Origin of the sequence: Psychrobacter sp. Cmf 22.2 (assembly GCF_001921745.1) — a bacterium.
Classification (GTDB): Bacteria; Pseudomonadota; Gammaproteobacteria; order Pseudomonadales; family Moraxellaceae; genus Psychrobacter.
Genome location: NZ_MRYA01000001.1, coordinates 174,183 through 190,819 on the forward strand (window position 1 = coordinate 174,183; position 16,637 = coordinate 190,819).

The 16,637-nt window shown below is 42.2% G+C and carries 17 protein-coding genes; 11 read left to right on the forward strand and 6 right to left on the reverse strand.

Features of this window, described 5'->3' with window-relative positions; genetic code table 11:
• Positions 1–255: 255 nt before the first annotated feature.
• The 3 genes from BTV98_RS00745 (at position 256) to BTV98_RS00755 (ending at position 2,767) form a co-directional block, all read left to right on the forward strand.
• Complete coding sequence (locus BTV98_RS00745; RefSeq protein WP_058369908.1) at positions 256–963, forward strand: pirin family protein; 708 nt, start codon at positions 256–258, stop codon at positions 961–963.
• A gap of 62 nt (positions 964–1,025) precedes the next feature.
• On the forward strand, positions 1,026–1,964 hold the full coding sequence (locus tag BTV98_RS00750; RefSeq protein ID WP_075102725.1) for a pirin family protein: 939 nt from the start codon (positions 1,026–1,028) through the stop codon (positions 1,962–1,964).
• A gap of 191 nt (positions 1,965–2,155) precedes the next feature.
• Positions 2,156–2,767: a nitroreductase family protein gene (locus BTV98_RS00755; protein ID WP_058369910.1), complete on the forward strand. Its 612-nt coding sequence runs from the start codon at positions 2,156–2,158 to the stop codon at positions 2,765–2,767.
• Positions 2,768–3,033: 266 nt separating this feature from the next.
• On the opposite strand, the gene BTV98_RS00760 is transcribed toward BTV98_RS00755, so the two are convergent.
• The 3 genes from BTV98_RS00760 to nadR all read right to left on the reverse strand — a co-directional run bounded on the left by BTV98_RS00760 (position 3,034) and on the right by nadR (position 5,511).
• Complete coding sequence (locus BTV98_RS00760; RefSeq protein ID WP_058369419.1) at positions 3,034–3,474, reverse strand: DUF962 domain-containing protein; 441 nt, start codon at positions 3,472–3,474, stop codon at positions 3,034–3,036.
• A gap of 162 nt (positions 3,475–3,636) precedes the next feature.
• A complete protein-coding gene (pnuC, locus tag BTV98_RS00765) occupies positions 3,637–4,380 on the reverse strand; it encodes a nicotinamide riboside transporter PnuC (RefSeq protein ID WP_058369418.1) in 744 nt (247 codons plus the stop codon).
• An 81-nt stretch (positions 4,381–4,461) separates the two neighbouring features.
• Positions 4,462–5,511, reverse strand: a complete 1,050-nt coding sequence (gene nadR, locus BTV98_RS00770) for a multifunctional transcriptional regulator/nicotinamide-nucleotide adenylyltransferase/ribosylnicotinamide kinase NadR (protein WP_058369417.1) — start codon at positions 5,509–5,511, stop codon at positions 4,462–4,464.
• A gap of 584 nt (positions 5,512–6,095) precedes the next feature.
• On the opposite strand from nadR, the gene BTV98_RS00775 reads away from it, so the two are divergent.
• The 4 genes from BTV98_RS00775 to BTV98_RS00790 all read left to right on the forward strand — a co-directional run bounded on the left by BTV98_RS00775 (position 6,096) and on the right by BTV98_RS00790 (position 10,371).
• Complete coding sequence (locus tag BTV98_RS00775; protein ID WP_058369416.1) at positions 6,096–6,308, forward strand: PspC domain-containing protein; 213 nt, start codon at positions 6,096–6,098, stop codon at positions 6,306–6,308.
• A 418-nt stretch (positions 6,309–6,726) separates the two neighbouring features.
• A complete protein-coding gene (gene glyQ / locus BTV98_RS00780; protein WP_058369415.1) occupies positions 6,727–7,722 on the forward strand; it encodes a glycine--tRNA ligase subunit alpha in 996 nt (331 codons plus the stop codon).
• A gap of 9 nt (positions 7,723–7,731) precedes the next feature.
• Positions 7,732–9,825, forward strand: a complete 2,094-nt coding sequence (gene glyS / locus BTV98_RS00785) for a glycine--tRNA ligase subunit beta (protein WP_058369414.1) — start codon at positions 7,732–7,734, stop codon at positions 9,823–9,825.
• Between the two features lie 291 nt (positions 9,826–10,116).
• Positions 10,117–10,371 (forward strand): hypothetical protein, encoded by a 255-nt coding sequence (locus BTV98_RS00790; protein WP_058369413.1) that lies wholly within the window; start codon positions 10,117–10,119, stop codon positions 10,369–10,371.
• 16 nt (positions 10,372–10,387) lie between these two features.
• On the opposite strand, the gene BTV98_RS00795 is transcribed toward BTV98_RS00790, so the two are convergent.
• Both BTV98_RS00795 and BTV98_RS00800 read right to left on the reverse strand, forming a co-directional pair.
• Positions 10,388–10,846 carry a cell division protein ZapA gene (locus BTV98_RS00795; protein WP_058369409.1) on the reverse strand — a complete coding sequence of 153 codons (459 nt, stop codon included), beginning with the start codon at positions 10,844–10,846 and terminating at the stop codon, positions 10,388–10,390.
• 108 nt (positions 10,847–10,954) lie between these two features.
• Positions 10,955–11,395, reverse strand: coding sequence for a hypothetical protein (locus BTV98_RS00800; protein ID WP_058369408.1), 441 nt, complete (start codon positions 11,393–11,395; stop codon positions 10,955–10,957).
• Positions 11,396–11,606: 211 nt separating this feature from the next.
• Here BTV98_RS00800 and BTV98_RS00805 point away from each other — a divergent pair, with 211 nt between their 5' ends.
• The 4 genes from BTV98_RS00805 to BTV98_RS00820 all read left to right on the forward strand — a co-directional run bounded on the left by BTV98_RS00805 (position 11,607) and on the right by BTV98_RS00820 (position 14,938).
• Positions 11,607–12,260, forward strand: a complete 654-nt coding sequence (locus tag BTV98_RS00805; RefSeq protein WP_075102726.1) for a UPF0149 family protein — start codon at positions 11,607–11,609, stop codon at positions 12,258–12,260.
• Positions 12,261–12,328: 68 nt separating this feature from the next.
• Positions 12,329–12,811, forward strand: a complete 483-nt coding sequence (locus tag BTV98_RS00810) for a nucleoside deaminase (RefSeq protein WP_075102727.1) — start codon at positions 12,329–12,331, stop codon at positions 12,809–12,811.
• Between the two features lie 35 nt (positions 12,812–12,846).
• The gene (gene argE, locus BTV98_RS00815) at positions 12,847–14,082 is read left to right on the forward strand and encodes an acetylornithine deacetylase (protein WP_058369405.1); all 1,236 of its coding nucleotides are present in this window, start codon (positions 12,847–12,849) and stop codon (positions 14,080–14,082) included.
• Between the two features lie 124 nt (positions 14,083–14,206).
• A complete protein-coding gene (locus BTV98_RS00820; protein WP_058369404.1) occupies positions 14,207–14,938 on the forward strand; it encodes a LysE family translocator in 732 nt (243 codons plus the stop codon).
• A gap of 103 nt (positions 14,939–15,041) precedes the next feature.
• On the opposite strand, the gene miaB is transcribed toward BTV98_RS00820, so the two are convergent.
• Positions 15,042–16,523, reverse strand: a complete 1,482-nt coding sequence (gene miaB, locus BTV98_RS00825) for a tRNA (N6-isopentenyl adenosine(37)-C2)-methylthiotransferase MiaB (RefSeq protein ID WP_058369403.1) — start codon at positions 16,521–16,523, stop codon at positions 15,042–15,044.
• Between the last annotated feature and the right edge of the window lie 114 nt (positions 16,524–16,637).

Below are 16,637 nucleotides of genomic sequence, written 5' to 3' on the forward strand. Positions count from 1 at the left end.
CCTTTTATTATAAATGATAGAACATTAATAGTAAGTTGTGCTTTAAACCGTAGCTTCAACATGCTAACAGTTAATGGTTAACGTTCTGTTAGCTTTATATTACTTGGGTATTGTTCTAAAAATAAGAATAGTCATTTGCTGTTTACCATGTTTATCTCTTCTATAACAACAATTACAATAACACCATTGTTTAGACAAGTTCATTAACCATAGTTTTTCAAACTTGTTTAACTCATCGATTAATAAGGATAAATTATGAAAACTATCTATCATGCAGCAGACTCTCGTGGCGATGCAGACCATAGCTGGCTCAAAAGCCGTCATACCTTTAGCTTTGCAAATTATCACAACCCAGAGCGTATGGGCTTTGGTGCACTACGCGTAATTAATGATGACTTCGTAATCGGTGGTCAAGGTTTTGGTAAGCACTCACACCGCGATATGGAAATTATCAGTGTTCCATTATCTGGTAAGCTCGGTCATGGCGATAACATTGGCAACAATGGCATCATTGAAACAGGTGAAATTCAAGTCATGTCAGCTGGTACTGGTATCACACACAGTGAGATGAATGCTGACAATGAAGAAGCGGTTAAGTTTTTACAGATTTGGGTTATCCCGAATAAAATGAATGTAGAGCCTCGTTATCAGCAAGTACGCATGGATGACTTCATGCAACCAAATGAGTTTAATCAAGTGCTGTCACCAAATGCTGACGATGCTGGCGTGTGGATTCATCAAAATGCTTGGTTTAGCATGGGTGATTTTGACAAAGGCGTCACTCAGACCTATCAGCTAAACGATGCCGATAACGGTGTCTATATATTCGTCATCAGCGGTAAAGTAACGGTAAACGGTAACACTCTAGATACTCGTGATGGCCTTGGTGTTTGGGATACTAAGAACTTCACAATGGATGTAGAAGAAGACGCTAAAGTACTACTAATGGAAGTACCTATGTAGTTTTACATGAGCTTTATTATCATAGAGTACAGTCATAAAAAACAAGTAAGGAGAGCTGAACCATGAGTATCGATATCCTAGAACCACGTTTAGCCGATGTTGGCGGTATTCCAATTGCCCGTCTTTTACCGAACAAAGGTAAAAAGCCTATTGGACCATGGTGCTTTTTAGATCACGCAGGTCCTGCTGAATTTGGTGAAGATGAATCAGGTATGCAAGTCGGCCGTCATCCGCATACTAATTTGCAGACCTTTAGCTGGATGTTAAATGGCGAAGTGCTACACAAAGACAGTTTGGGTAACGAGCAAGTTATTACCAAAAAACAAGTCAACGTCATGACTGCGGGCACAGGCCTTAATCGCGGCATCAGCCATACTGAGCAAAGTGTCTTTCCAGATACAGGCGGTTCGCCAGATGCGGCACACGCGCTGAGCATGGTACAGTTGTGGATTGCATTGCCTACTGATCAAGAGATTGAGCCAGGTTTCCATCATTATCCAGAGCTACCAACGTGGCGCGAGAATAGTGTGGAGATGATACTGACGACGGGTAGCTATACCAGCGTAACAGGGAAGCGCTACGAAGCGCCTACGATACAGTACTCTAAAATGGTCGGTATCGATGCCTATTTCATTGAAGACGGTGAAGTCACGCTCAACTTGGAGCCAAGTTTCGAATACGGTATCTTAGTCACAGAAGGGGAGATTGAGTCTGAGGGCAAAGTCTGTCCGCAAGATCAGCTACTGCGCTTTCATGATACCGATGTCGGCAATAACAAAAGCATGAAGCTTGTCGCTAAAAAAGGTACGCGCGTGATGTTCATCGGTGGTGAGCCTCTGAATAACCAAGTGCTACTATGGTGGAACTTTGTCGCAGACAACAAAGCTGAGATTGAGCAATCAATTATTGACTGGAACAATGGTCATGAACGATTTGGTGATGTAGATTCTGATATGAAGCGTCTAGAAGCACCAGTATTACCTGAAGGCTTTCAGGGGTAATTAGCAAATGCTTATTTATTAATGTATCTTTTCAGTAATTATTTATTATTAAGTTTTTTTACAAAAGAAGTTTGTGGATAGTTTCTGTACTATCTTATAATAAATAAATTATTGAGTAGTATGGTTAAAACTACTGATTGACCTTACTTAATTCTACATTTTCACATCTATCTATAATTTGGAGAAAATCTATGTCAGACCTAAAAGATCTACAACAATTGGTTGAAAAACGTCGTTCTATCTATGCGTTGAGCAATCATTTACCCGTATCTAATGATGAAATTGTCAACTTGGTTGAGCATGCTATTTTGCACACGCCATCATCATTTAACTCGCAATCGACGCGTATTGTTGTGCTATTCGGTGATGATCATCAAAAGCTTTGGGATATCACTGAAGAGACCTTGAAGGTTATCGTTGGTGATGATGAGAAGTTCCAAGGTACGAAAGATAAAATAGGAGGCTTTAAAGCTGGAGCTGGTACGATATTGTTCTTTGAAGACAAAGGCGTGGTCAGAAACATGCAAGAAGCGGCTCCTTTATATGCGGACAAATTCCCGATTTGGGCACACCAAACCAACGCCATGCATCAGTATGTGATTTGGACCGCATTGGCGAGCATCGATGTTGGTGCAAACTTGCAACATTATAATCCAGTAATCGATCAGCAAGTTGCCGATACTTGGAATATCGCTGATGACTGGGAATTGAATGCACAGATGGTATTCGGTGCTATCGAGCAGCCAGCAGGCGATAAAGAGTTCAAGCCTGTTGAAGAGCGTATGAAAGTATTTGGTCAATAGAATATTATCAAATAGCTTGGTCTATCGAACACATGTCAAATAAGCCATGTGCTTGAAGCTCGAAGCAGAAATAAAAAAGCGTCACCCGACTATTAGTTGGGTGGCGCTTTTTTTGGCTGGTATAGATTTTCCTTGCTGTGCCTACGCAGACAGAGACTGCACAAAATTTACCCCAGTAGCATTGTAATTGTTTTATAGGGACACGCTCCAGATTTTATGAGAATGATTGATAACCAATCAATACTATAATAACCGCTATCTGATTGCTAATCACGTTTCATAAGGCTATTAGCTACCCAAGCTGGACCAATTAATAAAAACTGTAAATCTTCAAAAAACGATGGTTTTTTGCCTTCGATTTTGTGACCGATAAACTGTCCAATCCAAGCAACGATGAAAACACCTGCCCAAACCTTAAAGCCCCATGGTAATAAAGTCATCACTGATAGACAAATAAGAATAAAAATTCCCATCGCCATAAATAACGGGGTAGATAAGCGCATATAAAACAATAATACTAAGGCGCTAAGTACCAATGTAAACCAGACCGATAGCGACATTCCCATTCCTAACAGACTAACGAAGATAGTAGGAACGCAAAGCCAATGGATCTTTTTATTGATTAAGTTTTGATGGCTGACGGAATACTCACTCAGCCATTGCTCAAGTGTACGCTTGGACATACCTGTACGATTGATACGCGACATACTAACCTCCTTGTTAGTGTTTAAGCTCTTTTAGTATTTAAGGCTAAGCTGAACCACTAGTTGTAGCACTATTTACGATTATCTACCATATTATCAGCTAGACCATACAGTCATAAGAGCTTATTTTAGCAGATTTATTTTCTATCAAATATTTTTGTTAACCTAGACTTCTAAGGAAGTTTGCTCACTACGATGCCACTCGTACAAGCCGATGAAGGCGTTAACTTGATAAACCATCGTTTGAATGGCAAAGATATAGTTGCCAGACATTAAGTTTACTATCAACCAGACAAAGTTGACGATAATCCAAAGCCACCAATTAAATGAATAGCGCAGAATCATAGCTGCTTGTGCTGTAATAGACAGCACGAAGGCTAAAACGTTAATCCAAAAGAAAGAAATTATCCCTAAGAACTTGCTGTTATCGTCTTCTACAACAGCATAGCCATAGCTGGCAAGAATATCATTGACCGTTGGGAATAGTGCTAAACCAACGGCAATAAACGTAGCAGTGATAAGCCAAACCCATTTACTGGCTGACTTAGGTACCATATCACCATCAAGATCAGTATGCTTGGACCAATAAAATAATCCATAAACATGGGTAAAAAAGTTAAATAAAGGTGCCAGCATTAAACCTACTGCACCAGACGTTGCTTGTACTACTACCTCGCCAGCGGTCGCCGCCATACCAAGGCCATTACCCATCACGTTTTTGCGGAAAGATAGTGATACTACACAGACCAAACCGACAAAAGAGACACCCAAATAAAATATATCAAGTGTCGTATGTTCTGTAGTGAGCCAAAAACCTATCGATAACGCGATAACGCCGCAAATGAACCAGATGACAATCCATTGCATGGCCCACTTTCCGGTAATGTTGTCCAATAGCTGAATGCGCATAACTTCTTTTCCTAAAAAATATTAGTATCAGCAGAATACTGACAAAAGCAATTTATTATAAATTTGGTATTTTTAAACACATTAATCATGGTTTTTGCCATAAATATATTGATCGATAATGATTAACGCTTGCTGATAGCGGGTGTCATAATCAGGTTCGTCGATCAAATGCGGCGCTATATTGTGACGTGCAAAAATATCGACGAGGCGCTGCTCAAAACGTCCACGCGCTTCAGGCGTACCCAAAGAGCGCATGCCATCATCAACCCATGGCGTGTTGTTATCCAGCATAATGGTATGGTCTAAGCGAAACTCATCAATACAGGCACTGACAAAGGGATGGGTACGTCCTTCATACTCTTCACAAAATGCTTGTGTGGTCACAAAATCTGTATCAACAATAGTGACAGGGGCAGTTGCCACAGCAGCAGCATCTCGGATGGCCTGCGCATGATCAAGCGCAATAGGTCCGTAATCACTATATTGTAGACCAATCTCACTGCCGCCTAAGTCCGTGCCGACATACAAGCGTCCCATCTCTAGTGCAAAACTTGCTCCATAATAGTTAGCAAGTTTATGAACTAAGGTTGTTTTTCCTGAGCTTTCACCGCCGACGATAGCGACCGTCTTTGTATAATCACCGCGCGCTTGTGGATGAATCGCTGACCAATGCGCTATTGGATCATGAGCGATAGCATAAGAGTCAAATTCAGGCTGAAGCGGGGTAGTCGCCACTTTGATCAGTAATTGCTCTTGAATGTCGCTCTGCGCCAATAGATGATTATCCGCGACGAATAAAACGGCCTCTACCGGCAAGTCTAGCGCCTCAATTACACGTTGTAGTTTGGCATTGCTAGCAGGTATATCGATTGTCATATCATCGAAGCTGTCATGTAGTGGTAGCTCAATCTCATGAGTGGTATGAATGTGAATAAATGGCAAATCTGCACAAGCCATCTGGAGCCAACGCGCTTTGTCTTGTAGCGTAATAGTAAAATCTGGGTGCGGTGACGGGTGAGCGGTAATGATGATGTGTAAGGATTTTGCTTGTCCTGCAGCATCCAAAATACTGCGCATCTGCCCTAGGTGTAGCGGTTCAAAGTGTCCAATCATCAAGCCATTATCATACATATTATTTCCTAAAAATTTTTTTAAAAGCGACTTATCAAATTTTTTATTGGGTATTTATCATGTGTTATGTGGCATAGAACTTTATTGAGCATAAACTATATAAACCTTTTTACTTTGATACAGGTACCTTATTGTAAACTACTGCTTGGTTTCTGTGAGTCTATTTAAATGTTTTAATACATCAAATTGTAGGATTATTCAGGGTTAACTGACTATCGTTTTAAATAAGGGTTATCAAAGCAAACTGCCAGTAGAATAAGAGAAAGAAAAGCGCAACAAACTTTATTATGAAACATTTTGAAATAATCTTTTAAAATCAGGTAGTTAGAAGTAGTTCGCGACAGATTAGAGCAAGTTTAAGTAGCATAAATTCACAAATCATACCTATACTACTAACAGATAATAGGCAAATTATTGCTATAATCATTTCAAGTTAAAAAGAATAAGAAACGTGTAAACAAAAATTATTAGAATATTTTTTAAAAGTCGAATTAATAACGATCTAAATTTCTAATAATTGTCCAGATTATAGTATTTTATAATAACAATGTTAATCAGAAATAAATGAAGAAGAGGTATAAGTTTTGGGTAAACTAGCAAAATTACATCGTTCACAAAACAGCCGTATGATTGCTGGTGTGATGGGCGGTATTGCAGAATATGTAGGCTGGTCGCCAACATGGGTACGCCTTCTATTTGTAATAATCTCCACTTTGAGCGCAGCAGTACCGGGTATTTTAATATATATCGTTTTATGGATTGTTATGCCTAAGGCTTCCAATCAGTCTTACCAGTAGTATAGTTTTAACAACAATATTAGCATTAAGTTTAATAACGCAAGATCAACAACTATAAAAAATATCAGCTGATACGAAGCAGCCCACAAAAAGCCTGACCATAACAGGATAGCAGCGATACAATTTTCCTCCTGCCCAGATGTTAACTCATCTGGGTATTTTTTTGTTGTATGGTTTTATATCATATAATGATTATGAAGCTTGTGATTGACTAGATATCCTCCTATTTTTTGACACAACTTACTAGTAAGATAAATTTAGTTGCTGTAAATATGGATAAAATATCCGTTTTTTAGTAAGGTGAGCAGGCAAATAGATATGTAGCAGGATGCGCTACACGAACGATGAGCATAAATGTTTATCAGGTTCGGTCTAACACTCCTAATTCCATAGTGATCTTCTTATGAATTCTCAACCGATGACTTTTCAAGACTTAATATTAACCTTACAGAATTATTGGGCTGACAAAGGCTGCGTGGTATTGCAGCCCTATGATATGGAAGTTGGCGCTGGTACCTTTCATACCGCGACTTTTTTGCGTTCGTTAGGTCCTGAGCGCTGGAACGCCGCTTATGTCCAGCCTTCACGCCGCCCTACCGATGGTCGTTACGGTGATAACCCCAACCGTTTGCAGCATTACTATCAGTTTCAGGTAGTGCTTAAGCCCAACCCACCCAATATACAAGAGTTGTATTTAGACTCATTAAGAGCCATTGGTATTGATCCATTGGTGCACGACGTGCGTTTCGTTGAGGACAATTGGGAGTCACCTACGCTCGGTGCATGGGGTCTTGGTTGGGAGATTTGGCTCAACGGTATGGAAGTGACGCAGTTCACTTATTTTCAGCAAGTTGGCGGCATTGAGTGCTTCCCAGTCACTGGCGAGATTACTTATGGTCTTGAGCGTTTAGCGATGTATGTACAAGGTGTCGATAGCGTCTATGACTTGGTTTGGGCAGATGGTGAATTTGGCCGTGTTACTTATGGCGATGTCTTTCATCAAAATGAAGTTGAGCAGTCTACCTATAACTTTGAGCACGCTGATGTACCGAAGATGGGCGAGTTTTTTGACTTTTATGAAGAGCAGGCAGATAAGCTGGTTGCAGAAGGTTTGCCACTACCAGCCTATGAGATGGTGTTAAAAGCCTCGCATGCTTTTAATTTGCTTGATGCGCGTGGTGCTATTTCAGTGACTGAACGTCAGCGTTTTATCCTACGTGTGCGTACCTTAGCGCGTAAAGTGGCTGTCAGTTATGTCGAAGCACGAGCCAAGCTTGGCTTCCCATTGGCAGATGACGACCATCGCCAAGCAGCTTTAGATAAGTATTTGCCAAAGGATGAAACGGCAACTGAAACTGAAGAGTTAAATAAAAACCAATCAAACGACAGTCATCAAACGACTAATAATAAATAGGAGCATCCCATGAGTACTATTTTATTTGAATTGGGGTGTGAAGAGCTGCCTCCAAAAAGCCTAAAACCGCTACGTGATGCCCTGCAAGCGAGTGTTACTGAACAATTAAATGAAGCAGGCATTAATTTTGATAGCATCAAAGCTTTTGCCGCACCGCGCCGTTTAGCAATAAAGATTGAGGGGATTGCAGATAAGCAACCTGACCGCACTGAGCAAAAGCGTGGCCCAGCGATTAAAGCCGCATTTGATGCCGATGGTAATCCGACGCGTGCCGCAATGGGATTTGCCAAGGGTTTGGGCATTAAAGCCAGCGAGCTTACGACCATTAACACCGATAAAGGTGATTATGTCGGCTATGAGCAGACCATTCATGGTCAAGCGACCACGGAGCTGCTACCTAATATATTTCAAACCGCGCTTGATAACCTACCGATTGCGAAGCGTATGCGTTCAGGTGCAAGCCGTGATGAATTCGTCCGTCCGGTACAATGGGCGGTATTGATGCAAGATGATGCTGTCATTGATGCGACAATTCAGGGGCATCAAACCAGCAGTCAAACCCGCGGTCATCGCTTCCATAGTCCTGATTATCATACCATTGCTCATGCCAATGATTATGAGCAGTTGTTAGACGGCTTGAAAGTTGTCGCTGATTTTGACAAACGTCAAATGCTCATCAAAAACCAAGTCAAAGCATTAGCAGATGAAGTCAATGCCGATGCCATCGTGCCACAAGACTTGCTTGATGAAGTGACGGCGTTGGTTGATTATCCTATTGCATTACGTGCAAGCTTTGAGCCGCGCTTTTTACAAGTGCCACAAGAGGCACTGATCTCCACCATGCAAGCAGATCAAAAGTATTTTTGCTTGACCGATAAGACAGGTAAGCTGCAACCGTACTTTATCTTTATTACCAACATCGAATCAAAAGACCCCAATCAAATCATTGAGGGTAATGAGAAAGTTGTGCGTCCGCGCCTGGCTGATGCTGAGTTTTTCTTTTTACAAGATCAAAAGCAGCCATTGTTTGCGCTGACTGAAAGCTTAAAAACACGTGTATTCCAAGATCAACTCGGTACAATTTGGGTGAAGTCTGAGCGTATTGCCAAGCTTGCCGCGTTTATTGCCGCACTTATGCAGCAACAAGGCGCGAAAATTGATATCGAGGAAACGGTACGTGCGGCGATGTTGGCAAAAGCGGATCTGGCAAGCTCACTGGTTGGTGAGTATCCTGAGTTGCAAGGTATCGCTGGGACTTATTATGCGCGCTTAAATGGCGAACCTGCTGCCGTTGCTGCAAGTTTGGAAGAGCAGTATCTGCCCAAATTTAGTGGTGACGTATTACCGCAGACGCCGATTGGTATTTGCTTAGCACTGGCCGATCGCTTGGATACGCTCGTTGGTATTTTTGCGATAGACCAAGTCCCAACAGGCTCAAAAGATCCGTTTAGCCTGCGCCGCTCTGCTATTGGTATTTTGCGTATTTTAATTGAAAAACAGCTACCGATTAATTTGGTGGCTTTGGTTGAGCAAGCGATTAAAGGCTACAGCACAAGCGATGGCAGCAAAATCGCTAAGATGGGCGATACCTTCACCCAAGTGATGGCGTTTTTAAATTCGCGTTATCGAGCGATGTATACTGAGCAGGGTGTCAGCGTCGATACTATTCAGGCGGTGCAAGCGATCAATCCGCATATGCCGCTGGATTTTGATCAGCGTATTCGCGCGGTACAAGCGTTTAGTGAGTTGCCTCAAGCCTCAATGTTGGCTGATTCAAACAAACGTGTTGCCAATATTTTAGCCAAGTCAGAAGTGACGGTCGCTGATAAAGTAGATGAAGGATTGCTAACTGAAGCTGCTGAGCAAGACTTGTATCAGGCGGTTCAGCAAGCGCAAACGGCTGTAAAACCATTGCTAGAACAGGCTAATTACACACAAGTATTGCAAACGTTGACCAGTTTAGATGAACCGTTGACACAGTTCTTTGATAATGTGATGGTTAATAGTGAAGATGCGGCATTGAAGAACAACCGCTTAGCATTGCTAAAGCAAGTACGAGCGCTATTCTTAACGGTTGCTGATATCAGTGAGTTGCAATTGTAACCCTGTTGTTTAAGCTCTCTTAAGTTGTTTTTGCAAAATAGTGTACTGAGAATAAAAAAACTGACTTATTATAGTCAGTTTTTTTATGATCTATTAGAAGATATTTTTAAAGGTGATCTTGCGCTTAATAATAATGAATTTGACAGTAAACAGACAGAGCAATGATTGTGCTTATAGCCTGATTTACAGTACACTTTATAACGTACCTATTGCTATAGTACACAAACTATTGATCTAAGGAGCATGACCGTGGCGGCTGCTATTATTATCATCATTCTTATTTGGGTCTCAATGTGGGGGTTTTATAAGTTCATGTACCCCCGAGCGCCCAAAAGCATGATGCCTAAAGAAGGCGATGTGACTACACCGCGCAATTGCGACTTTTGTGGGCACAGTTTAGCCGAATATCGCGGCGTTCTTGAAAGCTCGCCCAACTTAGCTACAGCTAGTGATAGCCATACTGTAGCCAATAAAGAGCTATTTTTTTGCAACTATGAGCATCAAGCAGACTTTCATTCCGGTAAGCGTTATCAGCCAGGAGGGTAGCCTGTCATTTATGGACTTACAAAATAGACTGTGCATCTTTCATTATTTTGCTGAGTAATGCCTCAGCTTGTTTAGACGCTTGTGCCGTCTCGTCATCTGTCTTTTTATGCGCGTGGATTTTTTCATAAAGGTTCAAGCAGCATAACACTAGTAAGTTCTCTTGACTCAAATTCGGTGCGTCTTTTTTGATGTTGAGCAAGAAGTCATTGATATAATATACCGCTGAGCGTAACTCTGCTTCTTCATCTGCTGGGCAATAAATCTGATAGGTTACCCCAGCGATGACGATGTCTACTTTTTTCATTTGTGGTTCAGATATCGCAGGTTTTTCGCTTGTATTAGAGACAGAGCTACTAGAAGCTGAATTGTTAGAAGTCAAGTTTGCATTGTCAGCACGGTTATTTGTTTCTTCATTTTGGTTCTGCTGAGGTTGCTGTTTGTCTTTTTGAGTGGCGTTGCTATTGTTATCAGTCATAAAGGATCCCACAAGTTAACGTCGTTAATATAGTATCATTAGCGCGGACATCATTAATACATGACGCACCGCAGTATCATTTAATTAAAGCATGTATGCAAAGTATACTTAGCCTTCCATTTGATCAATACGCGTCAACCGTTTTAGTACGACCTGCGTACGTTCGGCAGCGAGCTGGTTTTTTTCTTGTAAGTCATGGTTTTGTTTTTTGATATCGCTATTTTGTTGCTGAAGTTCCTTGTTGTGCTGTTGTAGCTCATTATTCTTACGCTGCAAATCATTTATCTGTTTATGCAATTGGTCCTGTTCTTCGCCAATCATATGATGTGCTTCAGCTAGGCTTTGATAGCGTTTATCAAGGTCGCCCAACTGTTTTTTGGCATTGTCATTTTCAGATTTAAAGCTATTTAGCTGCGTTTTGAGCGCTGCTAATTCTTTAGGGTCACTATTTGGCTTTTGTTTGAGGCTGCTAAGTTCGCTACTGACGAGCTGATACTGCTTTTTTATATCGAGTATCATTTTTTCTAAGTTTTTGAGTTGATCATACATAGTCAGTTTTTATCCTTAACAAGTGATGCGTGGAGGAATTTTCTTCGTTACGTTTAATAATGCCATAGGTGACCGCATAATATCTATATCAACAAAGTAATTGCACGTATTGTGCTCGTTTTTTGCTTTTATTGGCTGTAATCTTATAAATAGTAAGAAATTACAGCTATATTAAATTAATAAGTACTAACTAATAAATAGGACAATTGTTATGAATGACAATATCTCAGGCTGGAATACTTGGTCAAATACCATTGAAGATTGGACTGATGTCAGTATTAGTGAGCTACACGGCTTAATGACTGGTTTGATGACGGCTTGCAACGCCCCAAATGAGCAAGAATGGGCGACTGTCCTTGCAGAGCTGAGTTTTGCACCATTGCCAGACGCTGCGCTAACTTTATTGGCAGAAGAGGGCGAAGATACGGTATTTCAGCTAAAAGATAAAGATGATGCCTATGCATATATGCCATTAGTACCTGATGATGAACACAGTTTATACGAACGTGTCATTGCCTTGAAACAGTGGGCAAACGGTTTTATGACAGGTTTTGGGATTACTGATTGTGGTCTGACGGCTGAAGAAAATGAGATGCTCTCAGATTTGGCTAAAATTGGGGCTATACGTCTAGAAGAAGATGAAGAGTATGAGGGTGGTGAAGAGTCCTACCTTTATATTTATGAGTTTGCGCGTATGATACCTGTAAGCTTTGCCACTCGTAAACGCAAACCTGTTAAAGAGTTGGCATTGATCTCGGGCTTAGCTATAGATGCTAAAACGACAAAAGAGCTGCAAGCAGAAGGTAAACTGCCAAAGCCTATGCCGCCTGTGCTCAATGTCATGAACCAAAACAATCCGTCGTAAGTGATTCGCTATAATGTTAAGTGGCATAGGAATGGTGATTTGCCGTAAGATAATAAAGGGAGACTATAATGATAACGGACAGTGACATGCAACATTTGCACCGCTGCATTGAGCTTGCTGCTGAAGCGGTAAAAGCGGGCGATGAGCCATTTGGTAGTGTATTAGTCGATGACGAGGGCCGTGTGTTGCATGAAGATCGTAACCGTGCCAATACAGTCGATGCGACTTATCATCCTGAGATTGCCGTTGCAAAATGGGCGGCCCAAAACATGAACCCTGATGCGCGTGCGAAAGCGGTAGTCTATACCTCAGGTGAGCACTGCACCATGTGCTCAGCGGCTCATGCTTGGGCAGGATTGGGGCGTATTGTTTACGTTAGCTCATCGAAACAATTGAGCGAATGGATGGATGAGATGGGTGTCGAATCCTCCTCTCCTATCAATACCTTATCGATTCAGGAAGTGGCTCCGAACATACCAGTAGATGGCCCAGTTGCCGGTTTGGATGACAAAGTAAAAGCGTTACAACGACGCGCGCTCCAAAAAGGCTAATGCTTGTTTATTTTATATCGTAATAAGGATGTTTTATGACTATAAAGAATAGTAGCGACGATGACGACCAAACCTTGTCTCATGTGACGTATCCTGCGCAAAGCATCGATTGGCTAGCGCGTCTGATAGGTTTTGATACGGTCAGTCGCCATTCCAATTTAGCGTTGATCGACGATGTACAAGCTTATTGTGAGCAATTAGGCTTAACGGTGGATTTGACCTTTAATGAGGCTAGGAATAAAGCCAATTTATTTGTCACTGTGCCAGCAGGAGCCAATGCTGATGAAGTGAACCACGGCCTTGTATTGTCTGGTCATACTGATGTAGTGCCAGTTGATGGTCAAGACTGGGCATCAGAGCCATTCACCGCGGCCATTCGTGGTGATAAGCTATACGGGCGCGGCGCTTGTGATATGAAGGGCTTTATTGCTTGTGCGTTGACCTTATTGCCACAGGCAGCAAAACTGTCTAAAAGTGGCCAGTTGCATCGTCCGCTACATTTAGCCCTGTCATTTGATGAAGAGGTTGGCTGCTTGGGCGCTCCCTTGATGCTGGCAGATTTACAGGCACGTGGTATCACACCGGATTATTGTATCGTTGGTGAGCCGACCAATATGACGATGGTTGTGGCACATAAAGGTATTGCTGTTTATCGCTGCCGCGTCCATGGCAAGTCTGCGCATTCATCATTGACCAAACAGGGCGTCAATGCCATCAGCTATGCCAGTCGTCTAATCGATTATGTTGATACCTTAGCGGAACAAATCAGTCATCGCAACGATAATGATGCACTGTTTGATGTGCCTTATTCGACGCTCTCTGTGGGTACAATACAGGGCGGTACAGCGACCAACATAGTCCCAAATTTGTGTGAATTCACCTTTGATTATCGTAATCTGCCGCATATGACACAAGACGAGATTCTCGCACCGATTCAAGCGAAAGCTGCGGAGCTCAGTGCACAAATGCAAGCACGCGCTGCCGATACTGGTATTGAGCTGCGGCAAATGGAGGCCGTACCAGCCATGACCGACAATGATAGCGCTGAGCTACAGGCGTTGATAGCTGCACTCACCGAAGACGACCAGCGTCATAAAGTCGCTTATGCAACTGAAGGCGGGCAATTTACCAATGCTGGTATTCCAACGATTATTTGTGGCCCTGGCAGTATTGAGCAAGCGCATAAAGCTGATGAGTATGTTGAGCTTGGTGAGATTGCGCGCTGTGATGAGTTTTTACAAAAATTGCTTAAGAGCTGTGCGGCTAATTAAGGCAGTAAGCAGTTCTTTTTTGTTATGAAGTAGCATAAAATATACCGTCTTTATGGCGGTATTTATTTTTTGCGTCTTTTGCGTTTATGCCATTTATTTTAAATAAAAGAGTAGGGGTTGGTTGATGTCTTGGCATCTGTTTGCGGTATTTTTTGCAAGTACGTTTTTTATTTCAGCGACCCCTGGTCCCAATATGTTATTAGCGTTCCAGTATGGGATGAACTATGGGTTCAAGCGGACAATTTGGACGCTGGCGGGGTTAAGCCTTGGTTTGTTTATACTGCTATTATCGACATTGCTTGGATTGGATGTCATCAGTCGCCAGTCTCCTTGGTTGCTTACGGTTATTAAAGCAGTCGGCGCAGCATATCTTATCTATTTGGGTATCAGCTCGTGGCGCGATGCTGGTGAGGGTAGCTTGATGAGCGATGCTCGTGAGATAAGTGAGGAGGTGGCAGCTGACTATCCCACTACTATGCAACCTACGCCTGATATGCCCAGACCACGCTCGCTATCTAGTGCAGCAGTTAAGATATCTCCGAGCAACACAACCTTGTTTCGTACTGGTATTTGGGTATCACTGTCTAACCCAAAAGCCATCTTGTTCTTTGCTGCGCTCTTTCCTAAGTTCATTAATTTTAGTGCGCCACTGTGGCCACAATATGTGGTATTAACTATAGGATTATTTTTGAGTGAGACAATCTGGCAGATCGTTTATACCCTAGGCGGTACAAAGCTTGCAAGCTGGCTCGATGTTGGAAATCGCTTGGTATGGCTCAATCGTGGTTGCGGAGTGATTTTTATACTAATTGCAGCGGCGCTATTGGCTGAAGTGTTGAACAGCTTTATGGCTTAAAATAAGCCGTTTGTTATTTAGAAACTTATCATTGCGTCATAAAAAAGTCGCTTACTAGCGAATAGTAAGCGACTTTTCTCGTTTGTATTTAGACTAAATAAATTTAGGCTAAAACAGCCTCAAGCTCACCTTTGACCATATGCGGACTCACAAAATCAGTAATGCGAACGCTAACAATCTTACCAAGTAGCTGATCTATTTGTTCCATATCGTAAGGGAACATAACAGTACGTGTATTGTCTGCCGTGCCGATTAGGCAATCTGGATGACGATCTGCCACTTGTTCAACCAACACGCGAGTCGTCGTGCCGACCATTTCATGAGTTTTGGCAAGCGTTGAGTCTATAATGACTTGCTGAAATTCAGCCAAGCGCTCTTTTTTGGTTGTAAAGCTCACATCATCAGGCAACTCTGCCGCTGGCGTACCTGGACGCTTAGAATAGATAAAGCTATAAGAGTGATCGAAGTTTAACTCCTTTGCCAAGTTTAATGTATCTTGGAAGTCTTGATCGGTCTCACCAGGGAAGCCAATGATAAAGTCGCTCGACAAATAGATATCAGGACGAATGGCCTTGAGTTTATTGATCTGATTGATATAAACATCGATCGTATGGTTACGCTTCATCGCTGCGAGGATATTATTTGAGCCACTTTGCACAGGCAAGTGTAGGTGCGATACTAGCTCTGGTAATTGCGCATAAGCATCAATGATATCATCAGTGAACTCTAGCGGGTGGCTGGTGGTATAGCGAATACGCTCGACACCATCGACGTGCGATACATAATGCAGCAGCTCTGCGAAACGGCAAATACTGCCATCGTCTTTTTCACCGCGATAACCATTGACGTTTTGACCGAGTAGGTTGATCTCACGAATACCTTGCGCCGCCAAACTGTCAATCTCAGCCAATACATCGTCTAATGGCCGTGACAACTCTTCGCCGCGTGTATAGGGTACGACGCAAAATGAGCAATACTTTGAGCAGCCCTCCATAATAGAAACAAAGGCCTTATAACCCTCTACCTTGGGCTCAGGCAAAAAGTCAAACTTTTCAATGCTAGGAAAAGAGATGTCAATGGTGCCAATACGATTTTTGGGAGCGATATTGCGTTGCTCGCTTGATTGATCATATAGTTCTGGCAGACGGTGCAGGGTCTGCGGACCAAATATCATATCAACGTAAGGGGCGCGTTTTTGGATGTTGTCCCCTTCTTGCGAGGCCACGCAGCCACCGACTCCGATAACCAAGTCTGGACGTTTCTCTTTCAATTTACGCCAGCGACCCAATTCTGAAAACACTTTTTCTTGAGCTTTTTCGCGGATTGAGCAGGTATTCATTAAAAGCACATCAGCTTCATCAATGTCCTGCGTCACTACCATGCCGTGCGAGTCGCCCAGCACATCAAGCATTTTATCAGAGTCATAAACGTTCATCTGACAGCCTTGAGTCGTGATAAATACTTTCTTAGTAGCAGACGAAGCAGTTTCTGGATTTGTCTCTACGAGTGCATTGATAGCAGGCGCAGTGACATCAGTTTTAGCACTAGCGTCAATGATGCGGGGGTCGAATACAGAAACACTCATAAGTTAAAATCCACAATTATCAAAAATTATCAAAACATAGCGGTGATAGGCCATGAATGCGTGGCGTATTTTATCATAACCATCTACTAATGTGAAAAGTAACCGTATAGTATT

Coding starts and splice junctions, on each gene's coding strand:
- miaB (WP_058369403.1), bottom strand. CDS start 16,523: ATGAGTGTTTCTGTATTCGACCCCCGCATCATTGACGCTAGTGCTAAA.
- BTV98_RS00795 (WP_058369409.1), bottom strand. CDS start 10,846: ATGACTGATAACAATAGCAACGCCACTCAAAAAGACAAACAGCAACCT.
- BTV98_RS00805 (WP_075102726.1), top strand. CDS start 11,607: ATGAATGACAATATCTCAGGCTGGAATACTTGGTCAAATACCATTGAA.
- BTV98_RS00745 (WP_058369908.1), top strand. CDS start 256: ATGAAAACTATCTATCATGCAGCAGACTCTCGTGGCGATGCAGACCAT.
- glyS (WP_058369414.1), top strand. CDS start 7,732: ATGAGTACTATTTTATTTGAATTGGGGTGTGAAGAGCTGCCTCCAAAA.
- nadR (WP_058369417.1), bottom strand. CDS start 5,511: ATGTATGATAATGGCTTGATGATTGGACACTTTGAACCGCTACACCTA.
- BTV98_RS00800 (WP_058369408.1), bottom strand. CDS start 11,395: ATGTATGATCAACTCAAAAACTTAGAAAAAATGATACTCGATATAAAA.
- glyQ (WP_058369415.1), top strand. CDS start 6,727: ATGACTTTTCAAGACTTAATATTAACCTTACAGAATTATTGGGCTGAC.
- BTV98_RS00760 (WP_058369419.1), bottom strand. CDS start 3,474: ATGTCGCGTATCAATCGTACAGGTATGTCCAAGCGTACACTTGAGCAA.
- BTV98_RS00750 (WP_075102725.1), top strand. CDS start 1,026: ATGAGTATCGATATCCTAGAACCACGTTTAGCCGATGTTGGCGGTATT.
- argE (WP_058369405.1), top strand. CDS start 12,847: ATGACTATAAAGAATAGTAGCGACGATGACGACCAAACCTTGTCTCAT.
- BTV98_RS00755 (WP_058369910.1), top strand. CDS start 2,156: ATGTCAGACCTAAAAGATCTACAACAATTGGTTGAAAAACGTCGTTCT.
- pnuC (WP_058369418.1), bottom strand. CDS start 4,380: ATGCGCATTCAGCTATTGGACAACATTACCGGAAAGTGGGCCATGCAA.
- BTV98_RS00820 (WP_058369404.1), top strand. CDS start 14,207: ATGTCTTGGCATCTGTTTGCGGTATTTTTTGCAAGTACGTTTTTTATT.
- BTV98_RS00790 (WP_058369413.1), top strand. CDS start 10,117: ATGTGGGGGTTTTATAAGTTCATGTACCCCCGAGCGCCCAAAAGCATG.
- BTV98_RS00810 (WP_075102727.1), top strand. CDS start 12,329: ATGATAACGGACAGTGACATGCAACATTTGCACCGCTGCATTGAGCTT.